Origin of the sequence: Nocardia sp. NPDC058058 (genome assembly GCF_042885355.1) — a bacterium.
Classification (GTDB): Bacteria; Actinomycetota; Actinomycetes; order Mycobacteriales; family Mycobacteriaceae; genus Nocardia.
Genome location: NZ_JBHVSA010000005.1, coordinates 52269 through 71386, shown reverse-complemented (window position 1 = coordinate 71386; position 19118 = coordinate 52269). Strand labels below are relative to the sequence as shown.

General features: G+C 66.7%; 19 protein-coding genes and 2 tRNA genes. 16 read left to right on the top strand and 5 right to left on the bottom strand.

The window, feature by feature from the left end; genetic code table 11:
* The first annotated feature begins 64 nt into the window (after positions 1–64).
* The 6 genes from ACFVUS_RS38790 to ACFVUS_RS38765 all read left to right on the top strand — a co-directional run bounded on the left by ACFVUS_RS38790 (position 65) and on the right by ACFVUS_RS38765 (position 3375).
* The gene (locus ACFVUS_RS38790; RefSeq protein WP_387778810.1) at positions 65–574 is read left to right on the top strand and encodes a PspA/IM30 family protein; all 510 of its coding nucleotides are present in this window, start codon (positions 65–67) and stop codon (positions 572–574) included.
* Between the two features lie 35 nt (positions 575–609).
* Positions 610–1653, top strand: a complete 1044-nt coding sequence (locus tag ACFVUS_RS38785; RefSeq protein ID WP_387778807.1) for a hypothetical protein — start codon at positions 610–612, stop codon at positions 1651–1653.
* Between the two features lie 19 nt (positions 1654–1672).
* Entirely contained in the window at positions 1673–2041 is a 369-nt protein-coding gene (locus tag ACFVUS_RS38780) for a DUF6188 family protein (protein WP_387778804.1), read from the top strand.
* Between the two features lie 270 nt (positions 2042–2311).
* Positions 2312–3043 (top strand): helix-turn-helix domain-containing protein, encoded by a 732-nt coding sequence (locus tag ACFVUS_RS38775; protein WP_387778801.1) that lies wholly within the window; start codon positions 2312–2314, stop codon positions 3041–3043.
* A 152-nt stretch (positions 3044–3195) separates the two neighbouring features.
* Positions 3196–3274, top strand: a tRNA-OTHER gene (locus ACFVUS_RS38770).
* A 25-nt stretch (positions 3275–3299) separates the two neighbouring features.
* Positions 3300–3375: transfer RNA gene (locus ACFVUS_RS38765), tRNA-Glu, on the top strand.
* A gap of 137 nt (positions 3376–3512) precedes the next feature.
* On the opposite strand, the gene ACFVUS_RS38760 is transcribed toward ACFVUS_RS38765, so the two are convergent.
* The 5 genes from ACFVUS_RS38760 to ACFVUS_RS38740 form a co-directional block, all read right to left on the bottom strand.
* The gene (locus ACFVUS_RS38760; RefSeq protein ID WP_387778798.1) at positions 3513–4013 is read right to left on the bottom strand and encodes a nitroreductase/quinone reductase family protein; all 501 of its coding nucleotides are present in this window, start codon (positions 4011–4013) and stop codon (positions 3513–3515) included.
* A 76-nt stretch (positions 4014–4089) separates the two neighbouring features.
* Positions 4090–5574 (bottom strand): LCP family protein, encoded by a 1485-nt coding sequence (locus ACFVUS_RS38755; protein ID WP_387779882.1) that lies wholly within the window; start codon positions 5572–5574, stop codon positions 4090–4092.
* Between the two features lie 214 nt (positions 5575–5788).
* Complete coding sequence (locus tag ACFVUS_RS38750) at positions 5789–6196, bottom strand: RidA family protein (protein WP_387778795.1); 408 nt, start codon at positions 6194–6196, stop codon at positions 5789–5791.
* Positions 6197–6206: 10 nt separating this feature from the next.
* Complete coding sequence (locus tag ACFVUS_RS38745) at positions 6207–6962, bottom strand: IclR family transcriptional regulator (protein ID WP_387778792.1); 756 nt, start codon at positions 6960–6962, stop codon at positions 6207–6209.
* On the bottom strand, positions 6959–7993 hold the full coding sequence (locus tag ACFVUS_RS38740) for a sugar kinase (RefSeq protein WP_387778789.1): 1035 nt from the start codon (positions 7991–7993) through the stop codon (positions 6959–6961). Before ACFVUS_RS38740 ends, ACFVUS_RS38745 begins: the two co-directional genes overlap by 4 nt.
* A 139-nt stretch (positions 7994–8132) precedes the next feature.
* On the opposite strand from ACFVUS_RS38740, the gene ACFVUS_RS38735 reads away from it, so the two are divergent.
* From ACFVUS_RS38735 to ACFVUS_RS38690, 10 genes are all read left to right on the top strand, one after another.
* Positions 8133–9452 (top strand): amino acid deaminase, encoded by a 1320-nt coding sequence (locus ACFVUS_RS38735; RefSeq protein WP_387778786.1) that lies wholly within the window; start codon positions 8133–8135, stop codon positions 9450–9452.
* Positions 9453–9462: 10 nt separating this feature from the next.
* On the top strand, positions 9463–11079 hold the full coding sequence (locus tag ACFVUS_RS38730; RefSeq protein WP_387778783.1) for an amidohydrolase family protein: 1617 nt from the start codon (positions 9463–9465) through the stop codon (positions 11077–11079).
* Between the two features lie 8 nt (positions 11080–11087).
* Complete coding sequence (locus tag ACFVUS_RS38725) at positions 11088–11696, top strand: bifunctional 4-hydroxy-2-oxoglutarate aldolase/2-dehydro-3-deoxy-phosphogluconate aldolase (protein WP_387779879.1); 609 nt, start codon at positions 11088–11090, stop codon at positions 11694–11696.
* Between the two features lie 10 nt (positions 11697–11706).
* Positions 11707–13182, top strand: coding sequence for a GntP family permease (locus tag ACFVUS_RS38720; protein ID WP_387778780.1), 1476 nt, complete (start codon positions 11707–11709; stop codon positions 13180–13182).
* Between the two features lie 76 nt (positions 13183–13258).
* On the top strand, positions 13259–14317 hold the full coding sequence (gene argC, locus ACFVUS_RS38715; RefSeq protein WP_387778777.1) for an N-acetyl-gamma-glutamyl-phosphate reductase: 1059 nt from the start codon (positions 13259–13261) through the stop codon (positions 14315–14317).
* Positions 14314–15525 (top strand): bifunctional glutamate N-acetyltransferase/amino-acid acetyltransferase ArgJ, encoded by a 1212-nt coding sequence (gene argJ, locus ACFVUS_RS38710; protein ID WP_387778774.1) that lies wholly within the window; start codon positions 14314–14316, stop codon positions 15523–15525. The genes argC and argJ overlap by 4 nt, the downstream gene beginning before the upstream one ends.
* A complete protein-coding gene (argB, locus tag ACFVUS_RS38705) occupies positions 15522–16439 on the top strand; it encodes an acetylglutamate kinase (protein WP_387778771.1) in 918 nt (305 codons plus the stop codon). Before argJ ends, argB begins: the two co-directional genes overlap by 4 nt.
* The gene (locus tag ACFVUS_RS38700) at positions 16436–17635 is read left to right on the top strand and encodes an acetylornithine transaminase (RefSeq protein ID WP_387778768.1); all 1200 of its coding nucleotides are present in this window, start codon (positions 16436–16438) and stop codon (positions 17633–17635) included. The genes argB and ACFVUS_RS38700 overlap by 4 nt, the downstream gene beginning before the upstream one ends.
* Entirely contained in the window at positions 17632–18573 is a 942-nt protein-coding gene (gene argF, locus ACFVUS_RS38695; RefSeq protein ID WP_387778765.1) for an ornithine carbamoyltransferase, read from the top strand. The genes ACFVUS_RS38700 and argF overlap by 4 nt, the downstream gene beginning before the upstream one ends.
* Positions 18570–19100, top strand: a complete 531-nt coding sequence (locus tag ACFVUS_RS38690; protein ID WP_364643122.1) for an arginine repressor — start codon at positions 18570–18572, stop codon at positions 19098–19100. The genes argF and ACFVUS_RS38690 overlap by 4 nt, the downstream gene beginning before the upstream one ends.
* Positions 19101–19118 lie beyond the last annotated feature (18 nt).

Here is a 19118-nt window from a genome sequence, read left to right as displayed (position 1 = left end):
GACGAACCCGCAGGCAAGCCGCATTTCGGGCATGTCGCCCGGGACCGTGCGTAGCCTGGTCACCATGAGCGATGCCAGGGATCTCGGATCGGAATTGGCGGGGCTGCCGGACGCCGAATTGGCGGCCGCGGTGGAGCAGGCCACCGAAGGCCGGGCCGCGCTGGCCGCCCTGCACGCGGTGGCCGCGTCGGTGGCGGCCACCGTCGGTCATGCACCCGCGGTCATCGATGTGACTCCGGACACGGAGGCGGAATCCGAGCTGCCGCCGGTAGCGCTGCCCGATACATTCGGGCAGGTGGAAGGCGGTCCGGTGGTCACCGGGGTGCCGGTACCTCCGGCGGGTATCCCCGTCGCCCCGGGCATCGGCGGATATACGAACACCGGCGTCCCTACTTTCGAGTCAGTTCGCGATAAGGTCGAGCAGCGCTACGGCACCGCACAGGGGATGGGCGAGCTCGATCGGCAGACACCAGTGGGTCGTAGCGTCGAGGAACAGTGGGACGCGCGGGAGAAAGCCGCGCGGGAACGCCTGGAACAGATTCGAAAATCGGTGCACGGCAACGATTCCGACTGAACTCGGCGGTCCCTTCTTGACGATGGGTGGAATCTGTGACCGAGCCGCGCGAAATCGCCGAACGGCTGCTGGACCTGCAAGTGGACTTCCTGCTCGCCGAGGTGAGCGGTGACCGCTTCACCGAGGTGATCGGCCGCGATGTGGAAGCGGTGATCGGCGTGGCCGACACCATCATCTTCCGCGATGTGGTGGAGATCGATCAGGCCAAGCAGACCGTGGCCAAAATCATCGATCTGATCGGCGGCAGCCCGGTGCTGGGGGAGATGGTCGGCACGCTGGCCAATTCGCTCTACACCGATATCGCCAGCAATAACGACTACACCCTCGGCGACGTGGTGGACCGCGAGCCGGTGGAACAGCTGCTGGAGAAGATCTTCGGCATGCACCAGGCGCAGGAGCGCATTCTCGAGCGGCTCACCGAGAGCCCCCTGGTGGCGACCGTGGCCTCCAAGTTCGTCGACAAGCTGATCGACGATTTCATGGAGAGCAACCGCCAGATGGCGAACAAGATCCCGGGCGTGGGCTCGCTGGTCTCGTTCGGCACCTCCGCCGCCAAGCAGGCCCGCAAGGCCGCCGAGAAGGCCACCGGCGACGGCACCTTCCTGGGCGAAATGGCGGGCAAGGGAGCGCAATTCGCGCTCAAGCGCACCAATAACGCCATCCGCGAAATGCTGCGCGACGCCCCCGTGCACGATGCCGCCATGGAGTTCTGGGATCTGCACGCGGGTGAACCGGTCAGCGGTTTGCGCGATTACCTGTCGCAGCAGGATCTTTCCGATCTCGCGCAGATCATCTACCGCATCGCGCTGACCACCCGCGAGAAGGAGTACGTCGGCGTCCTGGTCGATCAGGGTGTCGAGGTCTTCTTCGAGAAGTACGGCGATCACACCCTCGCCGGGCTGCTGCCCGAACTGGGTCTGTCGGGCGAGGATATCGCCGGCGAGATCCTGCGCTACGGTCCCGCCGTCATCGAGGCCGCCAAGCGAAATGGCGTGCTGGCCAAGCTGGTTCGCGAACGCCTGGAACCGTTCTTCCTGTCCGATGAGGTCATCGCCGTGCTGGCGGAGGCCACCAAGTAACGAGAACGCTGGAGGCGCAATGAAACTACCGATCACCGGTGAGCGCCTCACAGTCATGTCACCCGGCCCGTACGTGATCGTGCTGGCCGCGGGTGTCTACGAGATCCACATCGAGGGTGAGTTGGTGGTGCACCGCGCCACCGGCTCACCCTCGCATCGTCTGGCGGGCGAATCCGGCCCCGACGACCTGGCCACCGTCGTGGCGGGCGTAATCACCGCGGCCGCGGTCGAATCCACCGGCGAACTCCGCATCGACCTCGATTCCGGCCACCGCGTAGTCGTCGAACCCGATCAGTACTTCGAGGCCTGGCACGTCACCGACCCGGGCCGCTACCTCGTCGCCTGCATGCCCGGCGGCGAACTGGCCGTCTGGTCCCAGGACGCCTGAGTGCTGTGCACGACGGTCGGTGCCGAACCGGCCCGCCGTGCCGAATTCCCGTGCGGCACGTCGCGCGAGCCCATCGTCGGCAGCGATGGATCCACGGTCATGCCGTCCCCTCCCCGGGTATTCGTCGGTGCCGAACTGCGTTGGACGGCTATGCGAGCATCGTGGATGGGCGGGGTGCGGATCAAGGAATCGCCCTGTCCCAATTTGTCCCACCTGCCGGATTTGCATAAGTTCGGTGCGGCGGATAGTGGCGCATGGGAGGAGCCGGGCGTGGATGAGGCACAGTCGGCCATCGGGGTGTATCTGCGGTCGCGGCGGGCAGCGGCGGGACTGACCCGGGCTGAATTGGCCAAGCGTGCCGGGGTTTCCGAGGCGCTGCTGCAAAAGGTCGAACAGGGCACGCGGCAGCCGACGCCGACGTCGTTGGGGGCGCTGTTCCAGGTGTTGGATGTGCCGGTGCAGTACATCGGCTATATCGCCGATGTCATGGTGCCCGAACTCACCGAATTGACCACCGACGGTGGCTATCCGGAACAGCTCGAACTCGACTTCCTGGAGAATATGCCGTATCCGGCCTGCTATCAGACCATGCCCGCGATGGACCTGATCGCTGCGAATGCCGCGTATCGCCGGGCATTTCCGGGGCTGGAGCCCGGGGTCAACATCATGGCGTGGATGCTGCTCGATCCCATCGCCCGCTATGTCATGCGGGATTGGGAGGTCGAGGCGCACATGATGGTGTACCTGTTCCGGTACGGCTCACCCGGCACGGTCGCGCCCGAGCGCATCGCCGAGATCACCAGCCAATGCTCGGAATCGCCTGACTGGCAACGTTTCTGGGAGACCGATATCCCACCCGGCGCCATCGTGCGCGGGCCCAGCGCCTTCCTGTCCCTGGAGACCGGCGAGTGGGTGGATATGCGGATGCAGGTCTTCCGCAGCGAGATGCCGCATCGCTCCTGGTACATGTACGCCCTGACCCCGGTGCGCACCGCGGATTAATTCGCTATCCCCCTGCGGCGCAGCCTGTTAGCGTTGTTCTCACCAACGACGAAAGGAATCGCGATGACCGGCTATCTCACCTCCGAACGCTATTCCTACGAGTCGTCAGAGCGCTGAACAGCGTTCCGGCTCAGTCGTATTCACATCACCGCGGGGGCGAGGAGCCTGGTGGCTCAGCCTGTCTGTAAAACAGGTGCGCGAGCACGGTAGGTTCGATCCCTACCGCCCCCACCGGATTTCGCTCGGGCGAAATCGCGGCGCAGTTGCTCTGCTGGTAACGGGCACCCTGACTTTCACTCAGGATTTCGTCGGTTCGATTCCGATCTGCGTCACGGCGATAACCAGGGAAAGCAATGCGGACCGGCGTCCGTCACCGCCTCGAAAGCGGCCGGTCCTCCGGGAGGGGGATGGGGATCGACATCTCTGCTTTCCGCAATCCCTTCCGCGCCATGTGCTTTCGAGGTGTGCTTCAGCCTTCGGTGCGGCGGGTCAGGACGGCGATGGGGAAGCGGCGGGTGCTGAGGGCGGCGTAGGTGTGGAAGTCGGGGTATCCGGCTTTGAGTGTGCGCCAGTGCTTTTCGTATTCGGTGTCGTCGGTGACGATGTGTACGTCGACGGGCCAGGTGTCGGGGCCGACCTGGACGGCGGCGGTGGGCTGGGCGGCGAGGTTGTGCCACCAGTTGGGGGTGCCGGGGTGGCCTCCGTTGGAGCCGCAGACCAAAAGGTCGTCGCCGTCGCGGATGAGCATGAGCATGACGGGGCGGGGTTCGCCGGATTTGCGGCCGGTGACGATGAGCTGGAAGACCGGTTTGCCCTGCAGCATATTGCCGCGGGTGCCGCCGGAGCGGGCGTAGGTGCGGCTGTTCATGCGGGCGAAGGCGCGCGCGGCGAAGCCCAGGTAGATGCTGGAGTAGTGGTTGAAACGGCCGCTCAGGGTGAGGTTGCCGGTTTCGGAGCTGTTGCCTGCCATCTGTTTTCCCATGATCGGCCCGTTGTATCGCGGCTCACTGTACATGGCGTCCAGTGAGTTGGCGGGATGCGGGCGACTAGTTCACGCAGGGGATGCTGCCGCCGATGGTGGTGGTCACCGGCTTGCCGTTATTGGGGGTGTCCGCGGTGGTCGTGGCGACGGCCGATTTCGAGGTGGTGGCCGTGGTGGTGCTGCTCGCGGCCGCCGGATCGAGCGTCTCCGGAATCTCGAAATCGGTGCCGAGCACCAGCTTTATATGCCCGGCGCTGACATTCGAGGACGCGGCCGGGGTGACATTGCCGCCGAGCATATCGGCCAGCGCCTGGGCGTCGGTGTCCGCGCCGGTGCCGAAGTAGAGCATGGTGGAGGTGCCGTCGGAATAGGTGGCATTGCTGACATCGCCGACCGGGAATCCCTTGCCGCCCAAGGACTTCGACACCTTGGCCGCCATGCCGGAAGTGCCGGTCGCGTTGACCACGTCCAGGGTGGAGGTGGGTGTGACCTTCGGTGCGGCGGCCGCGGTCGGTTGTTCGATGCCGAACGCGGCGCGCACTTCCTTCTTGATGGCGGCCGGATCGATGATGTTCACGTCCTGGCCGTCGACATTGTCGTAGCGCAGCACCGGCAGCGTCCGGAATTCCACCGCCGGGGATTTCGCGCGCCCCAGGGTGGTGATGAAGTCGCTCAGATCCCAGCCGTCCGAGAGCACCACATCGCGGTGCGCCGCGTCCATCAGCGCCCGGAGCTTGCCGATATTGGTGAGTGTGCCGGAATCCTTGATCTGCTTGGCCACCGAGGTCAGGAACGCCTGCTGGCGATGCGTGCGATCGAGGTCGCCGTTCTCCAGCCCATGCCGCTGCCGCACGAAGGACAGTGCGTTGGCGGCGTCGAGATGCTGTGGCCCGGCGGGGAATACGGCTCCGGAGAAGTAGCTGTCGTCGACCGCGTGATTGAGGCAGACGTCGACCCCGCCCAGCGCGTCGGCCAGATCGTAGAACCCGACGAGCGATATCTCGGCGAAGCGGTTGATCGGCACCCCGGTGAGCGTCTTCACCGCCTGCACGATCGACGCGCGCCCGGCTTCGCGGCCCTGGCGCTCGATGTCGATCTTGTCGGTGACGCCCTGTGCCTTGAGCTTCTCCTCGGCGTAGAACTTCTTGAGCCCGTACGCCTCTTTGATTTTGATGTGGTCGTAGCCGGGAATCCCGACCGCCTGCACATAGTCGTCACGCGGGATGGAGAATGCGACGATCTTCTTGAGATCCTTCGGAATGTGCACCAGGATAAGCGAATTGGCATTGTATCCGCCCTCGGTGCCGTCACCGGCGTGCAGCTGATCGAGGATGTTCTTCGGGAGATCGTTGCCGTTCAGATCCTTGCGGGTATCGAGTCCGATGAGCAGCATATTGATATCGCCGTCGAGGGACTGATCCTCCTTGGGAATGACCTGGCTGTGCTGAAAGCCGTCATTGAGGCTGGTCTCGCCGTACCAGCCGATCCCGGTGACACCGATGACGCCGACGGCGAACAGCGACATGAGCCCGCGCCCGGCGTACCGCATGCGATGCGACTCGGTCGGTGCGGAGCGGCGATGCGAAGTCGGCCCCGCACGCCGGGCACGGCGCGGCTCGGGCGTAGGCGTCTGCGCCGCTCCGTGCGTCCCGCCGGAGCGGTAGACGGGCAGCTGCTCGGTGTCGTCGTCGTACATGGCTCTGTCGAGTCTGCCGGAGCCCCACCGACTTGTCACAACGGAGGGCTCCGGCCTCAGCCTGGTCTCAGTTTTCCACGATGGCGATACCGTCGATCTCGACCAGCATCTCCGCCCGCGGCAGGCCGGTGAACACGGTGGTTCGGCTCGGCAGCACGCCGCCGGAGGTGTGTTTGGTAACGAATTCGCCATAGGCGTCATTCATGATCGGGAAGTCCTCGCGCTTGGTCAGATACACGCGCAGCATGACCACATCGTCGAAGCTCGCGCCACTCGCCTCCACGATCGCCTTGACGTTCTCGAGGGTGCGGGTGGTCTGCGCGGCCACGTCCCCCGGGTACAGGTATTCGTTGGTGATCGGATCGACCGGACCCTGTCCGGAGACCTGGACGAACGGGCCCTTGCGGACACCCTGGGAGAAGGTGTGCGCGGGGGCGGGGGCCTTATCGGTGCGGACGGCGATCTTCTCGGTCATCTGCGGCCTTTCATTTCTCGGGGGTGGGACTCCAGCCCAATTCGGTGGAGACGGCATCGGCGGCGGTGCGCACCTGCGGCAGCATGGCGAGCACCTGATCGTGATCGAGCAGCATGTCCGGCACCGACATGGACAGCGCGGCGACGACCGTGCCGGTGCCATTGCGGATCGGGACGGCCACGCAGTTGATGAAGCTCTCGTGTTCCTCGTGGTCCTCGGCATAACCCTGGGCCGCAACGAGTTCCAACTCGGCTAGATATTGCTCGGGGGTTCGAATGGTGCGGTCGGTGAACGCCTTGTATTCCAGGCCCTCGGCGATACCGCGCCATTGTTCGTGCGGCAGTGCGGAAACCAGCACCTTGCCGACCGCGGTGCAGTGCAGTGCGGCGGGACGCCCGATGCGCGAATACATTCGGACGCTGTGCGTGGCATCGAGTTTGTCGATGTAGACGGCCTCACCGGATTCATAGGTGGCCAGGTGCACGGTCTGCCCGGTGGCGGCATTGAGCGCGCTCAGATGCGGCCGGGCGGCGGTGCGCACATCGCGGCCCTCGAGTGAGCGGTTGGCGAGTTCGAACAGCTTGGAGCCCAGCCGATATCGATGCTCCGCGTCATGGGTGACGAAGCGTTCGCCCTCCATGGTCTGCAACAGTCGCAGCACCGTGGATTTGTGCACCCCGAGCCGGGTGGCCAACTGGTCCAGCGATTTCGGCTCCTCGCCGAGTTCGCCGAGGATGGTGAGGGCGCGCAGCAGACTCTGGCTCATGAGCCCACATTCTCGGGGATGGGCTGTGCCGGGCTGTAATTCAATTCCGCCCATTCGGAAGCGCTGAGGGCCGAATGTGATTCGAGGGTGTGCGGCGGAGGCAGTTCTGCGACATCGCCGGTGCCGGTGAGCGCGGCCGCCGCGCAGAGATGTCCGAAGCGCAGTAGCTGCTCATGCGGGCGACCCTGGAGCAGTGCGGCGAGGTAGCCGCCGGCGAAGGCGTCGCCCGCGCCGATCCGCTCGGTGACGCGCAGGCGCAGGGCGGGCACCTCCAGGCGTTCGGCGCCGATGAATCCGGTCACCGAGTGTTTATCGTTCTTGACGATCAGATGCCGCGGCTCGGGAAAGAGCTCGCGCAGCCGATCGGCCTCACCCATGCCGAAGACCTCCAGGGCCTCGTCCGCGCCAAGGAAGACCACATCGCTGCCGCGGATATGCCGGGCCAGAATGTCGGCGGCGGACTCCGTGCGCCGCTCCCACAGGGCCGGGCGGAAATTGAGATCGAAGCTGATCAGGCGGCGCTCGCGCGGGCGCGCCAGCAGGGCTTCGGTGCAGGCGGTGGCAGACGGCGACAGGGCCGGGGTGATGCCCGTGAAGTGCACCAGTTCGGCGTTGTCCAGCAGCGGTGCGGCCAGGCTCAGATCCCGCGGTGCGAGCGCGCTGGCGGCGGAACCGGTGCGGTAGTACAGCATTCGGCTCGCCCCGGCGGGCAGATCATCCGGCCGCGCCGAACCGCTGCCGCGTTCCTTCACATAGACCCCGGTGGGCCGCGCCGGATCGATGGTGACGGCGGAGGTGTCCACGCCGCGTTCGCTCAGATGCCGTACCAGATAGCGGCCGAAACCGTCGTCGCCGACCCGGGAGACCCAGGCGGTCGGCACGCCCAGCTGTGCGAGCACGGTGGCGGCATTGGCCTCCGCGCCGCCCGCGCCGCGCGCGAAGGTGTGCGAATCCTCCAGCGGTCCGGTTTGCGCGATGAGCACGGCGAGTCCCTCACCGATGGTGACCGCGCGGGGGGTCGCCTGGATCACACCAATCTCCTTCGAATGGTTGCGGCTTTCGGCCTTCGTGTGCAGAATAACCACGGAGAACACAATACGCAACAAGCGTTGCAGACTATGCAATAGCCTTCGGCTATGATCCGGCCGGAGGGAAATCGGAAGGAGCGTCGTGGCTCTCGACAACGATGTCGTCGCAGCCCTGCATGATCGCGAGCTGAGCGCGCGGCACAAATCGCTGCCGCCCGCCGCGTGGGGACTGACGGTGCGCGAATATCTGGCCACGGCACCGTATTTGGACCAGTTGCAGACGCCGGTGCTCACCGTGGATCGAGCCGCGGTGGACTCCAATCTCGCCGTCATGGCGGAATGGGCCGCGGCCGCAGGGGTTCGGCTCGCACCGCACGGTAAGACCACCATGTCGCCGCAGCTGTGGGGTGAACAGCTCGACGCCGGATCCTGGGGCATCACGTTGGCCACCGGCTGGCAGTCGCAGGTGGGGCGTTCCTTCGGGCTGGATCGCATCCTGCTCGCCAATGCCCTGGTCGATCCGGTCGGATTGCAGTGGGTGGCGGGCGAATTGGCGCGCGATCCGGAATTCGAGTTCTACAGCTGGGCCGATGGCGTTTCGACCGTCCGGGCCATGGAACGTGGTCTGGAATCCGCTCCCGCCGGTGTGCGGCTCTCGGTGCTGGTGGAACTCGGTGGGCCGCACGGCCGCACGGGTGCGCGCACGCTGACCGAGGCGCACGAGGTGGCCGAGGCCATTCACCGATCCGATCGCCTGATCCTGGCCGGTGTCGGCGGCTACGAAGGTGCGTTGGCGCATGACCGCACCCCCGAAGGTCTTGCGGCCGTTCGGCATTACCTCGACGAGCTGGGCGTGCTGCACAAGGAGCTGGCGGCGCAGGGGTATTACGAAGACCGGGCAATCATCACCGCCGGCGGCAGCGCCTATCCGGACCTGGTGGTGGAACGTCTCGCCGGTCTCGCGGATGAAGAAGGCGCGCACGGCATTCCGACCACGGTCGTGCTGCGCTCCGGCGCGTACGTCATCCACGATGACGGCTTCTACTCCGGCATTTCGCCTTTGACCGCGGGCGGTGCGTCGCTGACCGGCGACGCCCGTCCCCTGCGCTCGGCCATGCACGGCTGGGCGCGCAGCGTCTCCCGTCCGGAACCGGGACTGGCGCTGTTGGACGCGGGCAAGCGCGATCTGCCGTTCGATGAGGGGCTGCCGGTCCCGCAGATCATTGCGGGACCGGCAGGCAAACCACTGCCCGAGGGCGCGACCGTGAGCGCGCTCAACGATCAGCACACCTTCCTGCGACTGCCCGGCGGCGATGTCGAGGCGGTTCCGGTGGGTGCGGTTGTCCGGCTGGGCCTTTCGCACCCGTGCACGGCCTTCGACAAATGGCGGCTCATTCCGGTGATCGATGACGCCGCGGCCGAGCGCCCCCGCGTCGTCGACTTCCTGCACACCTTCTTCTGAGCGGAACGCCATGGCCGAGTTATTGATTCGCGATATCGAGATCTTCGACGGCACCGGCGCGGACCGGTATCGGGGCGATGTACTGGTGGATGGCGGGCGGATCGCCCGCATCGCCGCGCCGGGCACGCTGACCGATGCCGATCGGATCATCGACGAGGGTGAGAACCTCGCGCTGGCACCGGGTTTCATCGATATGCACGCGCATTCGGATCTGCATCTGCTCACCGAGCCCGGACATTTCCCGAAACTGAGCCAGGGCATCACCACCGAGGTGATCGGGCAGGACGGATTGTCCTACGCGCCGATCGACGATGCCGCGCTCGCGGTGGTGCGCCGCCAGATCGCGGGTTGGAACGGCAATCCCGCCGATCTCGACTTCTCCTGGCGCACGGTGGCGGAATATCTGGACCGGCTGGATTCCGCGGGCATCACACCGAATGCGGCGTATCTGGTGCCGCAGGGCACGCTGCGCCTGATGGTGGTCGGCAGTGACAAGCGCGATGCCACGCCCGCCGAGATCGAGCGGATGCGCGCCCTGCTCGCCCAAGCCCTCGACGAGGGCGCGGTCGGCATGTCCAGCGGCCTCACCTATACGCCCGGAATGTACGCCGACACTTCGGAACTCGCCGCGCTCTGCGAGGTGGTGGCGGAGGCGGGCGGCTTCTACGCACCGCACACCCGCTCCTACGGCGCGGGCGCGCTGGAGGCGTACGCGGAGATGATCGAACTGTCCCGCCGCACCGGCTGCGCCCTGCACCTGACCCACGCCACCATGAATTTCGGCGTGAATCGCGGGCGCGCACCGGAATTCCTGGCCATGGTCGACGCGGCGCTGGCGGACGGTTGCGATATCAGCCTGGACACCTACCCGTATCTGCCCGGCTCCACGACGCTTTCGGCGCTGCTGCCCAGCTGGGCCATGTCCGGCGGACCCGATGCCGCGCTGGAGCGCATCGCCGATCTGCCGACCCGGCTGCGAATTGTGGCCGATGTCAACGTGAACGGCTCGGACGGCTGTCACGGCGTCACCGTGGAATGGGAGACCATTCAGATCAGCGGTGTCGCCAATCGCGAGCTGGACCGCTTCGTCGGGCGCACCGTCAGCGAGATCGCCGCCGAGCGCGATATGCCGCCGGTCGAGGTGTTCTTCGATCTGCTTACCCGGGATCAGTTGGCCACCACCATTCTTCAGCACGTCGGGCACGAGGAGAACGTGCGCGCCATCATGCGGCACCCCCGGCATATGGGCGGCAGTGACGCCCTGCTGGTGGGGGAGCGGCCGCATCCGCGCGCCTGGGGCACCTTCCCGCGCTACCTGGGCCATTACTCGCGTGACCTCGGCGTGCTCGGGCTCGAGGACTGCGTGCATCACCTGACCGGCCGTCCCGCACAACGACTTCGGTTGCCCGATCGCGGCCTGATCCGCGAGGGCTACGCCGCCGATCTCGTGCTCTTCGATCCCGCGACCGTGGCCGACACCGCCACCTTCGAGAACCCCAAACAGCAGGCGCGCGGCATTCCGTACGTGCTCGTCAACGGCGAATTCGCCATGGACGCGGGCAAACCCACCGGGGTACGGGCCGGTCGTGCCCTGCGCATGAATTCCGTTCGGAAGGAGACCCGTTGACCTCCGCCATGGATGTCATTCGCGCCGATCGCGTGCTCACCGTGGTGCGCGCGCCCGAGATTCCCGATCCCGCCGCACTGGCGCAGGCCCTGGCCGGATCCGGAATCCGGGCCGTGGAACTGACTTTCACCACCCCCGGGGTGCTGGAGGCGCTGCGCAAGGCCGCCGATTCCGGTCACGGGGTGATGGGTGCGGGCACGGTCATGACCGGTGATCAGGCCGCCGCCGCGATCGACAGCGGTGCGCGGTTCCTGGTCACCCCCGGCATCCGGGAAGAGGTCGCCGAGGTCGCCACGCGTCGCGGAATCCCCGTTGTCATGGGCGCTTTGACGCCCACCGAGGTCATGCGCGCCATGGATCTGGGCGCCGCCGCGGTGAAGATCTTCCCCGCCAAGGCTTTCGGGCCGGGCTATTTCAAGGACCTGCGGGGCCCGTTCCCCGAGGCGCAGCTGATCCCTTCCGGCGGGGTCAATGCGGGTAATGCGGCCGACTTCCTCGCTCAGGGCGCGGTAGCGGTCACCGCCGGAACCGATGTCGTCGCTCCCGCGGATGTCGCGGCCGGCCACTGGGCCGAAATCGCCGCGCGCGCGGCATCGTTCGTTCGATCTCTGACCTGAGAGGTACACCATGGGCGCCACAGTCGACTGGCTGCGCACCACCACACCAGGACTGCTGGTGCTCTGCGGACTCGCCATCGCGGTCCTGCTGTTCGCGATCATTCGCGTCAAATTGGAGCCGTTCATCGCGCTGCTGCTCGTGAGCCTGGGTCTGGCCCTGGCGGCGGGACTGCCGGTGGCCAAGCTGGTGGGTTCACCGCTCAAAGCCGGTGACTCACTGCTGGAAACGGGTTTCGGTGGGATTCTCGGGCATATCGCGGTCATCATCGGCCTCGGTACGGTGCTCGGGGCGATCCTGGAGCGATCCGGGGGCGCGGATGTGCTCACCGATCGACTGCTGCGGATCTTCGGCGACAGGGGTGCGCCCGTCGCGATGGGCCTGCTGGGCTTGATCTTCGGTATTCCGCTGTTCTTCGATATCGGCATCTTCGTGCTCGCGCCGCTGGTGTACGTGGCGGCCAAGCGCGGTGGCGGTTCACTGGTGCGGTACGTGCTGCCGCTGGTCGCGGGTCTGTCCATGACGCACGCGTTTCTGCCGCCGCATCCGGGGCCGGTGGCCCTGGGCGGGCTGATGGGTGTGAGCCTGGGCTGGCTGATCCTGGTCGGATTCATCTGCGGTATCCCGGGATTCATCGCCGCGGGCATTGTGTGGGGCAGCTGGATCGGTAAGCGCGTCATGGTCGAGGTGCCCGAGGAATTCCTGGTCGCCGAGGCGAACAAGGAAGCCGCGCAGGCGGATACGGGCGGGGTCACGACGGTCGCGGGTAAGAGCGACGGTCCGGGCACCACCACCGCCGCGGCCGTGCAGGCTCCGCCCTCGGTCGCGCTCATCGGCGGCATCATCGCGATTCCGCTGATCCTGATTCTGGGCGCGACCTTCGGCAGTCAGCTCTTGACCGCGAATTCGCAACCGCTGCAGGTGCTCACCTTCCTCGGTACGCCCGCCGTGGCGCTGCTCATCGCCGTGCTCATCGCGTTCTACGTACTCGGTATCCGCCGCGGGCAGACCGTACAGGAGCTCAGCAGCCTGACCTCGGAATCGCTGCGCCCGGTGGGCATGCTGCTGCTGGTCGTCGGTGCGGGCGCGTTCTTCGGAAAGGTCATCTCCGCCACCGGAATCGGTTCGGCGCTGGCCGAAACCATGTCCGCCGCGGGGCTTCCGGTGATCGTGCTGGCCTACATCATCAGCTGTGGGCTGCGGATCGCGCAGGGTTCGGCGACCGTGGCCATCGTCACCACGGGCGGCATCGTCGCACCGCTGGTGGTCGATCACGGGTACTCGCAATTCGCGCTGGCCCTGATCGCCATGTCCATCGCGGCCGGGTCGATCGTGCTGAGCCATGTCAACGACGGCGGGTTCTGGATCATCTCCAAGTACTTCAATATGACGGTGAAGCAGACATTGCAGACCTGGACGGTCTTGGAGACCATCCTCTCGGTGGTCAGTTTCGCGGTCGCCGCGGTGCTGTTTGCCCTGGTCGCATAGCGTTCGACCGATATCGGGAACCGGGCCCATCGGACCCCGCTGTGAATGAGCTTGCACAGTCGTGCATAATCATCACATGGCGGATACCTCTGGTGGGCCCTCGGTACGGGTCGCGGTCGCTGGTGCGAGTGGGTACGCGGGCGGCGAAGTCCTGCGTCTGCTGCTGGGGCATCCAGACTATCGAAGCGGGCGTCTCGAGATCGGGGCGCTGACCGCCGGATCCAATGCGGGCAGCCTGCTGGGTGAACTCCAGCCGCATCTGCTGCCGCTCGCGGATCGGGTGCTCGGCCCGACCACCGTGGAGGAGCTGGCCGGACACGATGTCGTATTCCTGGGCCTGCCGCACGGACAGTCCGCGGCGCTGGCCAAGGCACTGCCCGAATCCACCATCATCATCGACTGCGGGGCCGATTTCCGGCTCACCGACGGCGCGGCCTGGGAGAAGTACTACGGCACCCCCTATGCGGGCAGCTGGCCGTACGGGCTGCCGGAACTGCCGGGACAGCGGGATCAACTGCGCGGGGCGACCCGGATCGCGGTGCCCGGCTGCTATCCGACGGTGTCCAGCCTCGCGCTCGCCCCGGCCATTGCCGCCGGAATCATCGAACCGCAGGTGAATGTGGTTGCGGTGAGCGGCACTTCGGGTGCGGGCCGCAAACTCGATGTGGGCCTGCTGGGTTCGGAGGTGATGGGCTCGCTGCGCGCGTACAGCATCGCGGGCGCGCACCGGCACACCCCCGAGATCGCGCAGAATCTGAAGGCCGTCGGCGGTGTCGACGTCGCGGTGTCCTTCACCCCCGTGCTGGCCCCGCTGCCGCGCGGCATTCTCGCCACCTGCACCGCCCCGACCCGCGTGGACGCCGCGGCGGCGCGCGCGGTCTATGAAAAAGCCTATGCCGATGAGCCCTTCGTGCACCTGCTGCCCGAAGGCGTACTGCCGCAGACCGGTTCGGTGCTGGGCTCCAATGCCGTCACGCTCCAGGTGGCCGTGGACGAGGCCGCCGGAATGCTGGTCGTGATCGGGGCCATCGACAATCTCGCCAAGGGCACGGCGGGCGCCGCCGTGCAATCCATGAATCTGGCTCTCGGAATCGACGAGACCGCAGGACTTTCCACCGTAGGAGTGGCACCGTGACTTCATCCATCGACGGCAAGCTGGTCCGGACCCAGGGCGTGACCGCACCGCTCGGGTTCCGCGCGGCCGGTATCACCGCGGGCATCAAGGTCAGCGGGAAGCCGGATCTGGCACTGGTTTTCAGCGAGGGGCCGGAGTACGCGGCGGCCGGTGTGTTCACCCGCAACAAGGTGAAGGCCGCGCCGGTGCTGTGGTCGCAGCAGGTCTTGAAGACCGGGCGACTGCGCGCGGTGATCCTGAATTCCGGTGGCGCGAACGCGTGTACGGGTCCGGGTGGTTTCCAGGACACGCACACCACCGCCGAAGAGCTCGCGAAGGCGCTGAGCAACTGGGGCACCGAGACCGGTGCGGGCGAGATCGCGGTCTGCTCAACGGGTCTCATCGGGGACCGGCTGCCCATGGACAAACTGCTGCCCGCCGTCACCGAGATCGTGCATGAGATGGGCGGTGGGCTGTCCGGCGGGGCCGAGGCCGCGCGGGCCATCATGACCACCGACACCGTGCCGAAAGAGGTTGCGTTCCACCATAAAGACAAGTGGAACGTGGGCGGTATGGGCAAGGGCGCGGGCATGCTCGCGCCCTCGCTGGCCACCATGCTGATCGTGCTCACCACCGATGCGGTGGCCACGCCCGAACAGCTGGATTCGGCGCTGCGCAAGGCCACCGGGCTCACCTTCGATCGCCTCGACGTGGACGGCTCCTGCTCCACCAATGACACGGTGCTGCTGCTCGCCAATGGCGCGAGCGGTGTGACGCCGAGCCAGGACGAGTTGGATGCCGCTGTTTTCGCGGTCTGCGATGACCTGGCCGAACAGCTCATGGCCGATGCCGAGGGCGTCACCAAGCGGGTGCACATCACCGTGCGCGGCGCGGTCAGCGAGGACGAGGCGCTCATCGGCGCGCGTGCGCTGGCACGGGACAGCCTGGTCAAGACCGCGTTCTTCGGTTCCGACCCGAACTGGGGGCGGGTGCTCGCCAGCATCGGCATCGCGCCGATCGAGTTGGAGCAGGACAAGATTACGGTGTCCTTCAATGGGCATCCGGTGTGCGTGAACGGTATGGGCGCACCCGGCGCGCGCGAGGTCGATCTGTCCGGCGCGGATATTCAGGTGCTGGTCGATCTGGGGCTCGGCACGGGTGAGGCCACCATTCGCACCACCGATCTCTCGCACGGCTACGTCGAAGAGAATTCGGCGTACAGCTCATGACCTCTGCGCGGGAACAGCTTTCGGCTCTCGACAAGGCGCATGTGCTGGCTGATGCGCTGCCGTGGCTGCAGAAGTTCCGGGACAAGGTCGTGGTCGTCAAATACGGCGGCAACGCCATGATCGACGATGAGCTCAAAGCGGCGTTCGCGGCGGATATGGCATTCCTGCGCACCGTCGGTGTGCATCCGGTGGTGGTGCACGGCGGTGGGCCGCAGATCAGCGCCATGCTGAAAAAGCTTGGCCTGCAAGGGGAATTCCGGGGCGGCTTCCGGGTCACCACGCCCGAGGTGATGGATGTGGTGCGCATGGTGCTCTTCGGTCAGGTCGGCCGGGAGCTGGTCGGGCTCATCAACGCGCACGGGCCGTACGCGGTCGGCATCTCCGGTGAGGACGCGCGGTTGTTCACCGCGACCCGCCGCACGGTGACCGTGGACGGCGAAGCCACCGATATCGGCCTCGTCGGCGACGTCACCCAGGTGAATCCCGAAGCCGTGCTGGATCTCATTGCGGCGGGCCGGATTCCGGTTGTATCCACCATCGCGCCCGACGCGTTCGGCGTCGTGCACAACATCAACGCCGATACCGCTGCGGCCGCGCTGGCCGAGGGCATCGGCGCGGAGAAGCTCGTCATCCTCACCGATGTCGAAGGGCTGTATACCAATTGGCCCGACCGGTCCTCGCTGACCACCCGCATCGATACCGATGAACTGGGTAAGTTGCTGTCGAGCCTGGACGCGGGCATGGTCCCGAAGATGGAAGCCTGCCTGCGCGCCGTCGAGGGCGGGGTGCCCACGGCGCACGTAATCGACGGCCGGGTACCGCATTCGGTGCTGCTGGAGCTGTTCACGGGGGAGGGCATCGGCACCATGGTGACCCCCGCCGACGGCGTGAGTTCGAACGGAGTGAAGTCATGAGCACAGCCGATATTCAGACGCGGTGGAATGCCGCGCTGATGAACAACTACGGCACCCCCAAGGTGGCGCTGGTGCGCGGCGCGGGCGCGGTCGTCTACGACGCCGACGGCAAGCGCTACCTCGACTTCCTCGGCGGTATCGCGGTCAACAGCCTCGGGCACGCGCATCCGGCGATCCTGTCCGCGGTCACCCAGCAGCTGGGCACGCTCGGGCACGTATCGAATCTGTATGCCAGCGAACCCGCCATCGAACTCGCCGAGCGGCTGCTCGTGCACTTCGGGGACGGGCACGGGCGGGCGTTCTTCTGCAATTCCGGTACCGAGGCCAATGAGGCCGCGTTCAAGATGGCGCGGCTGACCGGTAAGACCAAGATCGTCGCGGCGGAAGAGGCATTCCACGGACGGACCATGGGCGCGCTGGCGTTGACCGGGCAGGCGGCCAAGCGCACGCCGTTCGAGCCGATGCCCGCGGGTGTCGTGCACGTGGCGTACGGGGATGCGGCGGCGCTGGCCGCCGCGGTCGATTCCGATACCGCGGCGGTGTTTCTCGAACCCATCATGGGGGAGAGCGGTGTCGTGGTGCCGCCCTCGGATTACCTCGCGCAGGCGCGGGCCATCACCAAAGAGCATGGCGCACTGCTGATTCTGGATGAGGTGCAGACCGGGATCGGCCGCACCGGTGCGTTCTACGCGCATCAGGCGGCGGGCATCGTGCCCGATGTGATCACCCTGGCCAAGGGGCTCGGCGGCGGACTGCCCATCGGCGCGGTGCTGGCGCAGGGTCCGGCGGCCGAGCTGTTGCAGCCGGGGCTGCACGGGACCACGTTCGGCGGCAATCCCGTCTGTGCCGCGGCCGCTTTGGCGGTGCTGCGCACCATCGACGAGGAGGGGCTGCTCTCGCACGTGGAGAAGATCGGCAAGGTCCTGGTCGACGGGATCGACGCGCTCGGGCATCCGCTGGTCGATCATGTGCGCGGTGCCGGGCTGCTCATCGGCATTCAGCTCACCGATGATGTTTCCGCGCAGGTCGACGAGGCCGCCCGGGAATCGGGTTATCTGCTGAATCCCGCCAAGCCCAATGTGATTCGGCTGGCGCCGCCGCTGATTCTCACCGAAACCCAGGCCGACAATTTCCTGTCCGACCTTCCCGGCATTCTCGATGCCGCGCAGGCGAAGGCGAAGGAGAACAGCAAGTGACCATTCGACACTTCCTGCGGGACGACGATGTCAGTCCCGCCGAACAGGCCGAAATCCTCTCCATCGCAACGGATTTGAAGCGCGCGCCGCTGCTGCTGCGGCCCCTCGATGGGCCGCGCGGTGTCGCGGTCATGTTCGAGAAGAACTCCACGCGTACCCGGTTCTCGTTCGAGATGGGTATCGCGCAGCTCGGCGGGCACGCCGTCGTGGTGGACGGGCGTGACACCCAGCTCGGCCGCGAGGAGACCCTCGCCGATACCGGGCGCGTGCTGTCGCGCTACGTGGATGCCATCGTATGGCGTACGTTCGGCCAGGAGCGGCTGGACGAAATGGCCGGTGCGGCAACCGTTCCCGTGGTGAACGCGCTCTCGAATGAATTCCACCCCTGCCAGGTGCTTGCCGATCTTCAGACGTTGCAGGAGCGCAAGGGTGACCTGGTGGGCCGCAATCTCACCTACCTCGGTGACGGCGCGAACAATATGTCGCATTCGCTGCTGCTCGGTGGTGTGACGGCGGGCCTGAACGTAACCATCGCCGCCCCCGCGGGTTTCGAGCCGCTGCCGTGGATCGTCGATCTCGCGCAGAAGCGTGCCGCCGAAACCGGCGCCTCGATCACCCTCACCAATGATCCGCTGGCGGCGGCCGAAGGCGCGGACGCCCTGGTCACCGACACCTGGATGTCCATGGGTCAGGAGGGTGACGGCCGCGACCGCGTAGCCCCCTTCCGTCCCTTCCAGGTCAACGCCGACCTGCTCGCCCGCGCGGCCTCCGATGTGACTGTCCTGCACTGCCTTCCGGCGCACCGCGGCGAGGAGATCACCGACGAGGTCATCGACGGCCCGCACAGCGCGGTCTGGGACGAGGCCGAGAACCGCCTGCACGCCCAGAAGGCCCTACTGGTCTGGCTGCTCCGCCAACACGACCGAGGTGACGCGTGACCAGCGGCGACCGCCGCTCTCCCGCAACAGTTTCCGGCAAATCGGGTGCGGCGATAGCCCGCACCCGAGCCGGCCGCCAAGCCCGAATCGTGGCCATCCTCTCCCAGCACGAGGTCCGCAGCCAATCCGAACTGGCCGCCCTCCTCTCCGGCGAAGGCATAGACACCACCCAGGCCACCCTCTCCCGCGACCTGGATGAACTCGGCGCAGTGAAGCTCCGCGCCGCCGACGGCGGAGCCGGCGTCTACGTCGTCCCCGAAGACGGCAGCCCCGTCCGAGGCGTAACCGGCGGCACCGAACGCCTCTCGAAACTATTGGGCGACTTACTGGTATCCACCGACGCCAGCGGCAACATAGCGGTCCTGCGCACCCCACCCGGCGCCGCCCACTTCCTCGCGAGCGCCTTGGACCGAGCCGCCCTCCCCGAAATAGTCGGCACCATCGCCGGCGACGACACCATCGCCGTCATAGCCCGAGAACCCCTCACCGGCGCCGAACTAGCCGCCAAAATAGAACAACTCGCCTGACCGGTGACATGCGTCCCG

Coding starts and splice junctions, on each gene's coding strand:
- ACFVUS_RS38725 (WP_387779879.1), top strand. CDS start 11,088: ATGGATGTCATTCGCGCCGATCGCGTGCTCACCGTGGTGCGCGCGCCC.
- ACFVUS_RS38700 (WP_387778768.1), top strand. CDS start 16,436: ATGAGCACAGCCGATATTCAGACGCGGTGGAATGCCGCGCTGATGAAC.
- ACFVUS_RS38745 (WP_387778792.1), bottom strand. CDS start 6,962: ATGAGCCAGAGTCTGCTGCGCGCCCTCACCATCCTCGGCGAACTCGGC.
- argC (WP_387778777.1), top strand. CDS start 13,259: ATGGCGGATACCTCTGGTGGGCCCTCGGTACGGGTCGCGGTCGCTGGT.
- ACFVUS_RS38760 (WP_387778798.1), bottom strand. CDS start 4,013: ATGGCAGGCAACAGCTCCGAAACCGGCAACCTCACCCTGAGCGGCCGT.
- ACFVUS_RS38730 (WP_387778783.1), top strand. CDS start 9,463: ATGGCCGAGTTATTGATTCGCGATATCGAGATCTTCGACGGCACCGGC.
- argB (WP_387778771.1), top strand. CDS start 15,522: ATGACCTCTGCGCGGGAACAGCTTTCGGCTCTCGACAAGGCGCATGTG.
- ACFVUS_RS38720 (WP_387778780.1), top strand. CDS start 11,707: ATGGGCGCCACAGTCGACTGGCTGCGCACCACCACACCAGGACTGCTG.
- ACFVUS_RS38790 (WP_387778810.1), top strand. CDS start 65: ATGAGCGATGCCAGGGATCTCGGATCGGAATTGGCGGGGCTGCCGGAC.
- ACFVUS_RS38780 (WP_387778804.1), top strand. CDS start 1,673: ATGAAACTACCGATCACCGGTGAGCGCCTCACAGTCATGTCACCCGGC.
- ACFVUS_RS38750 (WP_387778795.1), bottom strand. CDS start 6,196: ATGACCGAGAAGATCGCCGTCCGCACCGATAAGGCCCCCGCCCCCGCG.
- ACFVUS_RS38755 (WP_387779882.1), bottom strand. CDS start 5,574: ATGCGGTACGCCGGGCGCGGGCTCATGTCGCTGTTCGCCGTCGGCGTC.